General features: G+C 48.8%; 11 protein-coding genes. All 11 read left to right on the top strand.

Going from position 1 to position 13,307, the window contains the following annotated elements; translation table 11 throughout:
- Window positions 1–30 precede the first annotated feature (30 nt).
- The 11 genes from KJS63_RS01555 to KJS63_RS01505 all read left to right on the top strand — a co-directional run bounded on the left by KJS63_RS01555 (window position 31) and on the right by KJS63_RS01505 (window position 13,294).
- A complete protein-coding gene (locus KJS63_RS01555; RefSeq protein WP_213617670.1) occupies window positions 31–924 on the top strand; it encodes a MetQ/NlpA family ABC transporter substrate-binding protein in 894 nt (297 codons plus the stop codon).
- A gap of 45 nt (window positions 925–969) precedes the next feature.
- Entirely contained in the window at window positions 970–2,169 is a 1,200-nt protein-coding gene (locus KJS63_RS01550) for a M20 family metallopeptidase (protein WP_213617669.1), read from the top strand.
- A gap of 294 nt (window positions 2,170–2,463) precedes the next feature.
- On the top strand, window positions 2,464–3,888 hold the full coding sequence (gene leuC, locus KJS63_RS01545; RefSeq protein ID WP_068617233.1) for a 3-isopropylmalate dehydratase large subunit: 1,425 nt from the start codon (window positions 2,464–2,466) through the stop codon (window positions 3,886–3,888).
- Window positions 3,889–3,921: 33 nt separating this feature from the next.
- Window positions 3,922–4,524, top strand: coding sequence for a 3-isopropylmalate dehydratase small subunit (gene leuD, locus KJS63_RS01540; RefSeq protein ID WP_213617668.1), 603 nt, complete (start codon window positions 3,922–3,924; stop codon window positions 4,522–4,524).
- 317 nt (window positions 4,525–4,841) lie between these two features.
- The gene (locus KJS63_RS01535) at window positions 4,842–6,368 is read left to right on the top strand and encodes an N-acetylmuramoyl-L-alanine amidase family protein (RefSeq protein WP_213617667.1); all 1,527 of its coding nucleotides are present in this window, start codon (window positions 4,842–4,844) and stop codon (window positions 6,366–6,368) included.
- A gap of 27 nt (window positions 6,369–6,395) precedes the next feature.
- Window positions 6,396–7,010, top strand: coding sequence for a GerMN domain-containing protein (locus KJS63_RS01530; RefSeq protein ID WP_213617665.1), 615 nt, complete (start codon window positions 6,396–6,398; stop codon window positions 7,008–7,010).
- Between the two features lie 317 nt (window positions 7,011–7,327).
- Window positions 7,328–8,716, top strand: a complete 1,389-nt coding sequence (locus KJS63_RS01525; RefSeq protein WP_213617664.1) for an N-acetylmuramoyl-L-alanine amidase family protein — start codon at window positions 7,328–7,330, stop codon at window positions 8,714–8,716.
- Between the two features lie 23 nt (window positions 8,717–8,739).
- Window positions 8,740–9,405 (top strand): GerMN domain-containing protein, encoded by a 666-nt coding sequence (locus KJS63_RS01520; RefSeq protein ID WP_213617663.1) that lies wholly within the window; start codon window positions 8,740–8,742, stop codon window positions 9,403–9,405.
- A gap of 78 nt (window positions 9,406–9,483) precedes the next feature.
- Entirely contained in the window at window positions 9,484–12,228 is a 2,745-nt protein-coding gene (locus KJS63_RS01515; protein ID WP_213617662.1) for an S-layer homology domain-containing protein, read from the top strand.
- Window positions 12,229–12,306: 78 nt separating this feature from the next.
- Entirely contained in the window at window positions 12,307–12,987 is a 681-nt protein-coding gene (gene nth / locus KJS63_RS01510; protein ID WP_068617243.1) for an endonuclease III, read from the top strand.
- Between the two features lie 25 nt (window positions 12,988–13,012).
- Complete coding sequence (locus KJS63_RS01505; RefSeq protein WP_213617661.1) at window positions 13,013–13,294, top strand: NAD/NADP transhydrogenase alpha subunit; 282 nt, start codon at window positions 13,013–13,015, stop codon at window positions 13,292–13,294.
- The last annotated feature ends 13 nt before the right edge of the window (window positions 13,295–13,307 follow it).

The following is a 13,307-nucleotide window of genomic DNA, read 5'->3' as shown; positions in this document are numbered from 1 at the left end:
TAGAAATGGGATTGGGGAGAGGAACTTAATATGAAGAAAAGATTTCAGTTAAGTTTGGTTGTAGTTGTGATGTTGTTTATTCTGTCCGCCTGCAGTTCGGCTAATAGTTCAAGTGCTGTTCAAGCCAAGAATACGATTCATGTCAAGATCGGAGTGTCCGGTTCGGAGGATCCATTCTGGCAGACCCTGAAGAAGAAAGCGAAGGAGAAGAACATCGAAATTGAGTTGATCTCTTTCTCGGATTATATTCTGCCCAATCAGGCCCTGGCTAATGGCGAGGTGGATCTGAACGCGTTCCAGCATCTGGCGTTCCTCAGCAAGTTTAATGCCGAGAACAACCAGGATATCGTTCCAGTTGGCGCAACGGTCATTGCTCCAATGGCCCTTTATTCCAAAAAATACGCAAATGTGCCGGAAATACCGGACGGGGCGAAAATTGCGATTCCGGATGATCCTTCCAATCAAGGGCGGGCCTTGAAAGTGCTTCAAGCGGCCGGACTGATTACCCTGCCCAAGGATGTGGGATTGTTCGTAACCCCCGAACAGATTGAGAGCAATCCGAAAAAGATTGAGATCGTTCCTGTAACTGCTCAGCAGACTCCGCGGGTACTGGATGATGTGGCAGCATCTGTAATCAACAGTGGCGTGGCGACGGACGCAGGATTGAAGCTGGATGGCGCTATTTTCCAAGACGATCCTAAGAGCGAGCAATCGAAGCCGTATATTAATGTGTTCGCGGCACAAGCGAAGGACAAAGATAATGCCACCTTCAAAACTATTGTTGATCTCTATCATGAGGCTGATGTGGAAGATGAGGTTAAGAAAGATTCTAAAGGGGCCAATGTGGTGGTGGATCTATCCGCCGAAGAACTACAGGCCACCTTAAACAAGCTGGTGGAGGACGGAAAGAGAGCTGGAAAATAACAATTTTCCGAGACTAATTCTTATAAAGATCAGGGAGGAATATACATGGGAGCGATTGTGGAGACCCTTAAGAAGAAAATTTTGCAAAATATTGATGATCACCGAGCTCTATATATTGAAACAAGCCACCAGATTCATGCTAACCCCGAGATTGGCAACCAGGAGATCTTTGCATCCAGTGCTTTAACTAACATATTGGAGAAAGCCGGCTTTGAAGTGACACGGAATGTGGCCGATCATGAGACTGGGTTTGTGGCCCGCAGAGCCTCCTCCAAACCTGGTCCGAATATCGCTTATTTGGCTGAGTACGACGCCCTTCCGGGGCTTGGCCACGCTTGTGGGCACAATATCATCGGCACGCTGAGCACCGCTGCGGCGGTTGGGCTGGCTCAAGTCATCGAAGAGACTGGCGGGGAAGTGTATGTATTCGGCACTCCGGCTGAAGAAGGTGGACCGAACGGAAGCGCCAAAGGCAGCTTTGTCAAACACGGCTTGTTCGAGGGAATCGATGCCGCGCTGATGATTCATCCTTCCGGCACAACCTCTCTGACCTCGCCAACCTTGGCAGTAGACCCTCTGGATTTTCATTTCTATGGGAAAGCAGCACATGCCTCGGGCGCACCGGAGCAGGGGGTTAATGCCCTTGATGCTGTAATTCAACTCTTTACGGGCATCAATGCTTTACGTCAGCAGCTGCCTTCTGAGGTTCGTATTCATGGCATCATTACCCATGGCGGAGATGCTCCCAATATTATCCCGGAATATGCTTCTGCCCGATTCTTTATCCGGGCAAGCACCTGGGCGAATACGGAGGCGGTGTCTGAGAAGGTCCGCAACATTGCGGAAGCAGCGGCTTTGGCAACGGGGAGCACGGTGAAGATTGAGCGTTTTCAGAATGAGGTCAAAGATTTTATCCTTAATCGGCCGCTTGATGAGGTTGTAGGCAAGGAACTTGCCGTATTGGGTGAGGAGGTTGCCCCGAAGAAGGGCTCTGGCATAGGTTCAACAGATGCGGGCAATGTGAGCCACGTGGTTCCGACGAGCCATGCTTATATCAAAATCGGTCCTGAAGAACTGATCGCACACACTCCCGAATTCCGTGAAGCTGCCGCTTCAAGTCAAGGAGATGAAGCGCTCCTGATTGGAGCCAAGGCTCTTGCACTGGCAGGTTTACGGCTGATCCAGGAGGCTGATGTGCTTGCGGCTGTTCAAGAGGAGTTCAGCCGGAACAAACCTCAGGGTTAAAGAGGGAAAGTGACTTTGTTTTATAATCTAAGGTTAAAGGGGAAGAGACTGCTTTGGTATAGCGCCAGAGTGGTCTTTTTTTATAATAAATTCTGGTTAGGGGCCCGTAAAGGCAAGGTTCATTCGTTATAAAACTCCAAGTTATAGGTCATACCTATCAAACTCATTGTATTTATGTATTTCCGATAATACTCTATGGAGTGCTATAGTAAATGCAACGAACGAAGAGCCACTCCTAAACACCAGGCCCTTTGTCACAAAGATCGCGACATTCGCTAATTAGAGGTGATTATGATGAGTCAGAAGAGAACTATGTATGAGAAAATTTGGGATAATCATGTTATTCATCAGGAAGAGGGAAAGCCTAGCATCCTATATATTGATCTTCATCTTGTGCATGAAGTAACTTCTCCGCAGGCCTTCGAAGGCCTTCGTCTAAGCGGACGCAAGGTACGCCGTCCAGAGCTGACGTTTGCGACGATGGATCATAACGTTCCAACCAAAGACCGTTACAATATTACCGACCCAATCTCCAAACAGCAGATTGATACCTTGTCTCAGAACTGCCGCGACTTCGGCGTAACTCTGTTTGATCTGGATACCATCGATCAAGGGGTTGTCCACGTTATGGGGCCAGAGCTTGGTCTGACCCACCCGGGCAAGACGATTGTCTGCGGTGACAGTCATACTTCCACACATGGTGCGTTTGGTGCACTCGCTTTTGGTATCGGAACAAGCGAAGTTGAGCACGTATTGGCAACCCAATGTCTGCAGCAGGCCAAGGCTAAGACACTTGAAGTGCGTTTTGTCGGCAAGCGTAATCCGGGTGTAACGGCGAAGGACCTTATTCTCGGCGTAATTGCCAAATACGGTACGGATTTTGCTACAGGTTATGTTATTGAGTACACCGGTGAAGCGATTCGCGAGCTGTCCATGGAAGAACGGATGACGGTCTGCAACATGTCGATTGAAGGCGGAGCGAGAGCAGGACTGATCGCACCGGATGAAACTACATTTGAATATCTTCGCGGACGCCAGTATGTGCCGCAAGGTGAAGCTTTTGACGAAGCGGTAGCCCGCTGGAAAGAGCTTGCTTCTGATGAGGGCGCCCAGTATGACCGCGTGGTTGAGTTCGATGTGGATTCTCTTATTCCACAAGTAACCTGGGGAACCAGCCCAGGCATGGGAACGAACATCAGTGCGCAGGTGCCTAACCCTGCTGATTTCGCAACCGAGAATGAACGCAAAGCGGCTGAGAAGGCGCTTGAGTATATGGGACTAACCCCGGGAACGCCAATGTCCGAAATTGAAATCGATTATGTCTTCATCGGCTCCTGCACAAACGGCCGGATCGAGGATCTTCGTGCCGCAGCTGCGGTGGCCAAAGGGCATAAAGTATCTGACCGTGTAACGGCTATTGTGGTTCCAGGCTCAGGACGTGTGAAAATCCAGGCGGAGAAGGAAGGTCTGGACAAAATCTTCACTGAAGCGGGCTTTGAATGGCGCGAAGCAGGCTGCAGCATGTGTCTGGCGATGAACCCGGACGTTCTTCAGCCAGGGCAGCGCTGTGCATCGACCTCCAACCGGAACTTTGAAGGGCGCCAAGGACGCGGCGGACGTACACATCTCGTATCCCCGGCGATGGCTGCGGCCGCTGCGGTAAAAGGGCGTTTCGTGGATGTGCGCGATTGGAATTTCAAGACTGAGGTTGTCAGCTAAGACAGACAATCCAATAGAGGGGAGACAAAATTCATGGAAGCATTCACTAAATTATCCGGTATCGTTGGACCGGTGGACCGGGTCAACGTTGACACCGATGCTATTATTCCTAAACAATTTCTTAAGCGCATTGAGCGCACAGGGTTCGGACAGTTTCTATTCTTTGAATGGCGTTTTGATGAGCAGGGGAACGTGAACCCAGGATTCGAGCTCAACAAACCACGTTACGAGGGAGCTTCTGTACTGATTTCCCGTGTGAACTTCGGCTGCGGCTCTTCCCGTGAGCATGCGCCGTGGGCTATCCTTGACTACGGCTTCCGCTGTGTCATCGCGCCTTCCTTCGCAGATATCTTTTATAATAACTGCTTTAAGAACGGGATTCTGCCTATTGTGCTTTCCGAAGAACAGGTGGAGGATTTATTCCAGCGGACAGCGGCTCATGAAGGTTATAAGCTGCATGTGGATTTGGAGAACAAGACTCTTACTGACGATTACGGCCTGGTTATTAACTTTGATCTGGATGAGCACCGTCGTCAGTTCCTTCTGCAAGGACTGGATGATATCGGCCTGACCTTGAAGCACGAGGATGAAATCTCAGCCTATGAGCAAAAGAACAGCGCACGTCTGTTTGCTTAATTTACCCGGTATATAAGCAAGGTACATGATTACAAAGGCTCTGTCAGGATGATCTTGGCAGGGCCTTTTGCCGTGTCCTGGTCAAGTTTCAACAACAAGCTGGACGAGCTTTTGTCCAAAAATAATTTAATAGATTACAAATCTGTATCTCTAAACCCTCTATTAAATGAAATTTTTTCCTGATAAAATGGGAGTAATTCGCAACATTTAAGAGAACGTGGCGTCTTTAATGTCGTATAGTGTTAACCCTCGTTGTCCTCGCTCAGCCGGTCGGTCGTCTATGCAAACAATTTGAAAAATGGGATGGTAGGGTGATTATGAAGAAACTGGGATTTATTGCTTTTTTACTCTTTTTCTTACTGTCGCTGCCTGGGCAGGGGCACGCAGAGTCCGGTGGTACTCATATTATGCTGGATGGAAAAGAGCTTCAGCTGGCTAAGGGCAGCCAGGTGCTGGAGATTAAGGGAAGTGTGCTGATTCCGATACGGGTAGTTGTGGAAGAACTGGGCTACACCGTAAATTGGGATAAGTCGGGCAAGGTGAATATCCAGCAGGGCACGACTAGGCTGGATCTGACCGTAAACAAGAAAACGGCCCTGATGAATGGAACGAAGATCACCATGCCGGCAGCCCCTATCACCAAAGGGGATACTACATATGTTCCATTAAGATTTGTCTCAGAACAGACCGGTCTGAAGGTGCTGTGGGATAATAAGTCGAGAACGGTGTTCCTCACTACGTCTGAAACCCAGAGCGGCAGCGGAAGTGGAAGTGTGAACAGTGGCAGCAATTCAGGCAAGGATAGCGGGTCATCTGTTGAAGTACCTAAACCGGGCAGCAGCGGCTCCGGCTCATCCTCCGGCGGCGGTTCCAACCAAGGGAATTCGGGGGGCTCATCAGGAGGGATGGACAGCTCTAATACAGACTCGCTGGCTGCTTTAAACGGGATCAGTTACAGTGACAACCGCCTGGTGATCTCGGTTGACGGTAAGGTGAAGCCTAAGATAAGCAAGCTGACAGGTCCAGACCGGATTGTAGTGGATATGCCTAATATCAAGTTCTCTGATGCGTTTCTGCTGGATCAACCTTTGGACAGCTCTGGACAGGGAGTTATGAAATTGACCGATTCCCTGGATGTGAAGCAGGTACGGTACTCGCAGTTCAGCAACAAACCACCAACAATACGTCTTGTCTTGGACCTGAGCACCAGTAAGAACTATAATTTGGTGAACGACGGGGATGGTTTGGTTATTGTGGACCTGAATTCCGATTCATCGTCGGTTCCGGTAACTCCTCCGGGTGACAATGGTAAGAAGCTTGTCGTTATCGATGCGGGTCACGGGGGCAAAGACCCGGGTGCCTCGAGCGCTTCCGGCAAAGTGGAGAAGACCTTTACCTTAGCTGTAGTGCTTAAAGTCCAAGAGCTGCTTAAAAATGTGGACGGCCTTGACTTCATGCTTACACGCAGTGACGATACTTACCCGACCCTGAGTGACCGGGTAAAGATGGCAAATAGTTTGAACGCGGATATCTTCATCTCGGTGCACGGGAACAGTGCAGGACCTTCCGTAACCGGGTCAGAGACCTACTACACCCGGACAGACAGCATTGAGCTGGCTAATGTGATGCATAAGCATCTTGTAGAGGCAGCCGGCCTCCCTGACCGTAAGGTCCGTCAGAAGAGCCTTCAGGTTACAAGAGAGACCAAAATGCCTGCGGTGCTGTTGGAGGTTGGTTATCTAAGCAATCTAAATGATGAGTCCCTTATGTATGATGACGACTTTCAAGAGCGTGTGGCGGAAGGTATCGTGGCAGGGATCAAAGAATACCTCGGATTGCAGTAAACTTCGATTCAAGAGGGGGAAGCCAGGATGAAGAGAGGGTTATGGATTGCCGGTGTGCTTCTTGTGCTGGCTGTGCTGAGCGTGGGCTGCGGGCAGAAGCCTGAGACTGCCCCGGCTGCTCCACAGGGAAGCGGTGGGGACACAGTTCAGACCGGACAGGATAGCAAAGAGCCGGCTAATACAGCAAATGGAGCTGGTCAGCAAGAGCAGACCGAACCGCCTAAGAAGGACCCGCAGGATAATAAACAAAAGCTGTCCATCCGGACTTATTATACGGACAATGACATGATGGATTTGAAGGAGAAACAGAAGGAAATCGCTTATAAGAATGATCAGGAGAAATATGAAGAAGCATTTAAATCCCTCCAGAATAGCGGCGATGACAAGCTATTTGCGTTATGGCAGAAAGTTAAGCTCAAGTCTGTGGGCCTGAACAATGGGGAGCTGACCATTGATATCGAATTGCCGGGTGAGGCAAGGCTGGGGGCTGGAGGAGAGGTATTAGCGATTGATGCGCTGAAGAAAACCTTTTTCCAATTTAACGAAGTCAAGACAATAGAGCTTCTTGTTGACGGCAGCAAGGTTGATACCCTGATGGGACACGAGGAGTTGGAACATCCTATGACCCGATCAGCAGACTGAGGTATGTAAAGAGAGAATCCGTGTTAGCGGGTTCTCTTTTTTTGGTAATACAATCCAGTAAATACAGCGCCTTGCTGTTTCGAAGGAAGGGATGAAGCTTTTAGAAAAGCTGCCATATCAATAAAAATCTAAATTATTTCGAGGAATTGACGATAAAGAACAAGAGGGTTCCAGCTGGAAATTTTGGCAGAAAAGTTGGCATAAATTCGCAACTTTTCATAGGGAGCCGCGTCTAATAGGCGTCCAGGCTGATGTCGAAGGATTAGGTTTTATGTAGAAATCACCAGGGACAAATACATCAATGGTAGGGGTGAAGGATGAAGAAATTAGGTTTTTTTGCGGTTTTATTTTTCTTTTTATGGGCTTTTCCCGGAATAGGAAGTGCGGCTGATTCAGGTACGCATATCTATCTGGATGGGAAAGAATTGAGTCTATCCAAGAATGGACAGGTTCAAGAAATAAAAGGAAGTGTAATGATTCCGATTCGTGTCGTCATGGAGGAGCTGGGGTTTAATGTCAACTGGGAGAATAAGACTGGCACGGTAACCATACAGAAAGCGGATACCACGATCAAATTGGTTGTGGGTAAGAAAGCGGCTACAGTAAACGGGGTTCAAACTACCGTACCTGTAGCGCCTTATCTCAAAGGTGATACTACCATGGTTCCTCTTCGCTTTATCAGTGAGCAGATGGGCTTAAAGGTAACCTGGGTGAGCAAGACCAAATCCGTATATCTTATTACCCCAAGTGAAGGCAGTGGAAACAATGGGTCTGGAAACGGACAAGCTGGCGGGAACGCGTCAATTACGGGAATCAGCTTTAGCGACAATCGGCTGATCGTTGCCTTAAGTGGTAAGGTGAAACCGAGTGTGTTCAAGATGGCTGATCCTGACCGGATTGTCATTGACGTGCCAAATGCGCGTTTTGACGATACGTTCCCTGACGGCATGCTGGACAGCACTCAGAATGGGTCTATCCAAGTAGATGGGTATCCGGATGTTTCGAAAGTGCGCTATTCCTTATTTAACAATAATCCTTCGACAGTGCGCATTGTGCTTGATCTGAATAAGGCTAAAAATTATGAATTAATTAATGCGGGTGACGGTCTGCTTATCGTGGACTTGAACAAGGGGTCATCTGAGACTCCGGTAACCCCACCGGGAACGAGCGGCAAGAAGCTTGTGGTTCTGGACGCTGGACATGGCGGAACGGACCCTGGAGCAATCAGTGTGAAGAACCGGAAAGAGAAGGATTTCAATCTGGCCGTGGTGCTTAAGGTTGAGGCGCTTCTAAAGAACAACAAGAACATCGATCTGGTCTTGACGCGAAGTGGAGATACGTACCCTACGTTGTCAGACCGCGTGAAGATAGCGGAGAAGCTGAAGGCGGATATTTTCATTTCTGTCCATGCAAATTCCGGTCCGGCTACGGCTAGTGGTGTGGAAACTTACTACACCAGAAATTCCAGTCAGGAGCTTGCCAAAGTCATGCACAAATATCTTGTTAAGTCATCCGGGCTTACTGATCGTAAAGTAAGATACGCCAGCCTTCATGTAACACGGGAAACTACGATGCCGGCGGTTCTTCTAGAATGCGGCTTTCTCAGCAATAAGAATGATGAGGCCCTTCTCTATACAGAAGAATTCCAGAACAAGGTGGCTGAAGGCATCGTGGCAGGCATCAAAGAATATCTCAAAGTACAGTAGGTTTCCCGAAAGGAGGAAGTGACGTGAAACGGAAATTATGGATCATAACGCTGCTTGTTGTAGTTGTGGGGATCAGCGCAGGCTGTGGCCAGAAGCCTCAGTCAGCGGGTGGAGTCAACAATACACAAGGGAGCGAAGGAACGACATCAAGTGGTGACCAGACTGCGTCCAAAACGCCGAGTGAGGGAAACAATGGACAGCAGCAGGTTCAAGGAAATTCCGGTTCGAATGGAAGTGGGAATACCGGAAGCTCCGGTAAGACCGGAAATACAGGGACAAATGAATCGGAGACCAAATCCGTGAAGACAACCATTGAGGCTTATTACACGGATGATCAAATGCTGGAGCTGAAGAAAGTTCAGAAGGAAATCACCTACACGGAAGCCAAGGATAAATATGAAGCTGCCGTAAAGTCTCTTCAAAGCAGCGGGGACAGCAAGCTTTTCGCACTCTGGGGAAAGGTGGAGTTCAAGTCGGTCAGCTTCAAAGACGGACAGTTGACAGTGGATATCCATCTGCCGGATGAAGCACGGCTGGGTGCAGGTGGTGAATCACTTGCCATTGACGCGCTTAAGAAAACGGCATTCCAATTTGACGAGGTAAAAAGCCTGGAACTGCTCGTGGATGGCCAACAGGCCGACACGCTGATGGGCCATGTCGAACTGACGCATCCTATGACGAGAGAATAATTAGCAAGAAAAGGAATATGACTGCTGTATGTCGAATGAGAATACAGCAGTCCATTTTTTGTTAAAGGAGAGAATGCAATGTCTTACAAAAGAAGCCGTATCCGTCAATCTAAAAAGGCGGTTTCCACCATGCTGGTTACGGCAATGTGCTTAAGCGGGGGAGCAGCCGCATTTGCGGATTCCAATACAACTACTACGGCGGCCAATACAACGTCAACATCGAGTCAGACGACCGCTGGAACAGCCTCCATTTTCAGTGATGTAGCGAGCGGCTTTTGGGCCGAGAAACATATTTATAAGCTTGCCTCTGAAGGAATTATTCTAGGGGAAAAAGGAAAGTTCCGTCCCAATGACAGCATCACACAGGAAGAAGCTGTCACCCTTGCTCTACGCTTCATGAATCTGGACAGCAAGCTTCCGTCGGTGCCAGTCGTTCCTGACAAGCTGAAGGTAGGCAATTATTTCAAGCCTTATGTCGCTTTAGCCCTCCAGCAGAAGCTGATTGACCAGACAGAAGAAATAGCCGCAACCGGTGCTAAAGAGTCTTGGGGCTCCAAGAAGGCTTCCCGGGAGTGGATCGCCAAAATCCTTGTGCGCTCGCTCGGCAAAGAAGCGGATGCCAAAGCAGCCGGCTCGAAATCCACAACATTTGCGGATAACGCCAAAATCTCAAACAGCGCTAGAGGTTTTGTTACAGTTGCCGTGGATCTTGGCTTAACCAAAGGGGTGGAAGGCAACAAATTCGACCCGCTAGGTCTGGTAACCCGCGCTCAAATCGCCACCTTCTTCAGCCGTGGACAAGGGTACATTAACCCGGGTTATGCCGGTGTGTATGAGGGGATCGTCTCCGAACTTACCGATTCCAAATTGACGCTGTATATCGATGGCAAAACGCGCAGTTTTACGCTGGATAACCGGAGCGTGTTCTTCACAAGCGATTCTGAAACCAAGATTGCGAAGAGTGATCTGAAGCCGTTCACGAAAGTAATGGCGATTGATAAAGTCGGCTCTGCAGCGTATGTGGAAGTCACTGATCCTAAGCAGCAGGTTGAAAGCATCGAAGGTACGTTTGCGAAAGTAACCGGGGGAAATACCATTTGGGTCAGCACACCGACAGGGTATGCTTCTTATGGATATGACTCGGCTACACAGTTTATTGACCAGAACGGGAAAGTGATTGCACCAACGGCCATTACAGCGGACAGCACCATCGAAATCCAGAAGGAGACGTTCAGTCCCGACAAGAAGACTGTGGTTGTTAAAGTGAAGTCGGGCCTGGTGAATAAAACTTCGTCGGGAACGATCCAATCCGTTGATCAGAATGCGAAGACGGTGACACTAAAAGATGCTTCAGGCAGTGTGGAGCAGTATAAAGTCGATAACAACACGCTGGTTCGCTATCAAAGCCAGATCATCACACTGGGTGAATTGAAGCCTAATGTGGCAGTAAATTACACCGTCAAGAACAGCGTGCTTACCAATCTTGAAGTAACGCAGAGTGTGGAACGTACCGTGAAAGGCATGTTGGTTGATGTCAATGCGGGAAGCAAGCTGCTGACCTTCAAAAATTCCAGCGGGGCCTTGGATGTTAAGGTGTTGGCTGATAAACCTTCCATCCTGATTGATGGTATTACCGATGCGGGTCTGAATGATCTGATCGCGGATGTGAACGCCGGGGATCAGGTTGAGATTACGCTGGATGCCCAGGAGAAGGTTACACGCATTCAAGTGCTGGGAAGACAGTCCGAGCTGCTTACGGATTCCACAGTAGTGTCTTATGACAGCAAGTATAAAGCGCTGACGGTTATTGACGGGGCGAAGAAGCTGCATGTGTACACCTTGGACGAGAAGACCAAGCTGGACTACAATTCCGCATCGCCAACACTTAGCGGCATTGAGCCGCTGTTGACCAAGGATCGCAAAGTCAGTATCACACATATTGGAGACCGGGCATTATCCCTCCAAATCATTTATAAATACGAAGGTACTTATGTCTCGGCTAACACTTCAGCCAAGAACGTGACGATCCAGCTCAGCGGCGGCAAGACCATGACACTGAATTATACGGGAAGCAGCCTGCCGCTTGAAATTTATGGAATCGCATCGCCGTCCCTTTCCGATATCAAGCCGGGAGATGCGGTTGTTGCCCAGCTAAGCGCGAATCAGGATGTGCTGCAGACGCTTGCCGTCAAAACTCCGGTACAATTCGAAGTGGTGTCCGTGGATACAGCGAACAGCCGGGTGAGAGCGAAATCCAAAGGTATTACCGATGAATTCTATGTGGACAAGGCGACTCTGCTGGGAGATAACGGACAGGCGATTAAGGCATCCGAGCTGACCGCAGGGCAGGTTATTAATGTTACGTTTAATGGAAGAAACGTGGTATCGGTTCAAGTGGTTAAGCTGAACCTCGGCAAGGTTCTCAGCGTGGATGGCTCAACCGTGACGGTCAAGAGCTTTAATGGTGGGAACACTTCCTATCCGGTAAGCGGCGGTGTCAAAGTAATCCGCAATGGCTCGGTGACTACAAACGCAAATACCCTGACCAACTCGGATCATGTTGAAATTCGCAAGGATGAGACAGGTCAAACCGTGTTTACCGTACTGAACTCCATTGTTCGTCCGTTTAGTTATTACGATGCTTCATCCAAAGTTATTACAGTAAAACACGACTTTAACGATAACAATTACCGGTTTGAAGTGAGCCTGGACACATATGTTCACCAAGGCGACACCACATTAACCGTGCAATCCCTCAAAGAAAATGATAATATTGTATTATATTTCAACAATAACAAGCTTGTTGAGATTGAAAAACAATAAGTCAGTTTCTTGAGATTGACCGTCTTGATACGGGATTCAGTCCCGTATCAAGACTTTTTTTTGCCGGGAGGAATGCACATGAACGCGGCTGCAGTCCGCCATATACTGGACAGTATCGGAGCCATGTTTCCAGATGCACACTGTGAACTTCATCACAGCAACGCCTTTGAACTTACGATAGCGGTTCTTCTGTCAGCTCAATGTACAGATGCGACCGTCAATAAAGTGACGGTGGATTTATTCCAGAAGTACCATACGCCGATGGATTATGTGTCGGTTCCGCTTGAGGAGCTGGAGCAGGATATCCGTCGGATTGGTCTGTACCGGAATAAGGCGAAGCATATTCAGAATCTCTGCCGAATTCTAATTGAACAGTATGGGGGCGAAGTTCCCTCCGAGCATGACAAGCTCGTTCAGCTGCCAGGGGTCGGGAGGAAAACGGCCAACGTCGTGGTCTCCAATGCCTTCGGTGTTCCTGCAATTGCGGTGGACACGCATGTCGAGCGCGTCAGCAAGCGGCTGGGACTGGCTGGTTGGAAGGATTCGGTCTTAGAGGTTGAGAAGAAGCTCATGAAACAGGTGCCAAGGGATGAATGGACATTGACACATCATAGATTGATTTTCTTTGGCCGGTACCACTGCAAGGCCCAGTCCCCGAAATGCCAGGTATGTCCGCTGCTTGATGTGTGCCGGGAAGGCAAAAAGCGTATGAAAACTGCGCAGCTTAGAGAAGATAGAGAGAGCAAGACCAAAAAATGATATTGATAGTAGAGGATGAGACTTCATGAGATGTATTTCCGTTTACACAGACAATTTTGAGTTATTCTCAGATATGTTTGAACAGGTGATCGAGATTAATTTGGGTGAGAATGACGAGCGTGAGCTTGAAGGAGTAACGATTAGCGATTCCGGGGAAGTGCCTGAACACTACCTGGAGCGCATGGCGAAGAAGCCTGAAGTCGTTGTAATGAAAGACAAAGACAGAGGCATTACAATCCTGCAGCACGGCAAGGTATTTGAAATTCTGATTCCTTCGGATGAGACGGAAGCCGTAACCGCAGGTTAATAGTTTTAGATAA

The sequence above is a fragment of the Paenibacillus sp. J22TS3 genome, from assembly GCF_018403205.1.
GTDB lineage: Bacteria > Bacillota > Bacilli > Paenibacillales > Paenibacillaceae > Fontibacillus > Fontibacillus tuaregi.
The sequence above is the reverse complement of the archived record's forward strand: the minus strand, read 5'-3'. Positions and strand labels throughout refer to the sequence as shown.

Coding starts and splice junctions, on each gene's coding strand:
- KJS63_RS01555 (WP_213617670.1), top strand. CDS start 31: ATGAAGAAAAGATTTCAGTTAAGTTTGGTTGTAGTTGTGATGTTGTTT.
- KJS63_RS01550 (WP_213617669.1), top strand. CDS start 970: ATGGGAGCGATTGTGGAGACCCTTAAGAAGAAAATTTTGCAAAATATT.
- leuC (WP_068617233.1), top strand. CDS start 2,464: ATGAGTCAGAAGAGAACTATGTATGAGAAAATTTGGGATAATCATGTT.
- leuD (WP_213617668.1), top strand. CDS start 3,922: ATGGAAGCATTCACTAAATTATCCGGTATCGTTGGACCGGTGGACCGG.
- KJS63_RS01535 (WP_213617667.1), top strand. CDS start 4,842: ATGAAGAAACTGGGATTTATTGCTTTTTTACTCTTTTTCTTACTGTCG.
- KJS63_RS01530 (WP_213617665.1), top strand. CDS start 6,396: ATGAAGAGAGGGTTATGGATTGCCGGTGTGCTTCTTGTGCTGGCTGTG.
- KJS63_RS01525 (WP_213617664.1), top strand. CDS start 7,328: ATGAAGAAATTAGGTTTTTTTGCGGTTTTATTTTTCTTTTTATGGGCT.
- KJS63_RS01515 (WP_213617662.1), top strand. CDS start 9,484: ATGTCTTACAAAAGAAGCCGTATCCGTCAATCTAAAAAGGCGGTTTCC.
- nth (WP_068617243.1), top strand. CDS start 12,307: ATGAACGCGGCTGCAGTCCGCCATATACTGGACAGTATCGGAGCCATG.
- KJS63_RS01505 (WP_213617661.1), top strand. CDS start 13,013: ATGAGATGTATTTCCGTTTACACAGACAATTTTGAGTTATTCTCAGAT.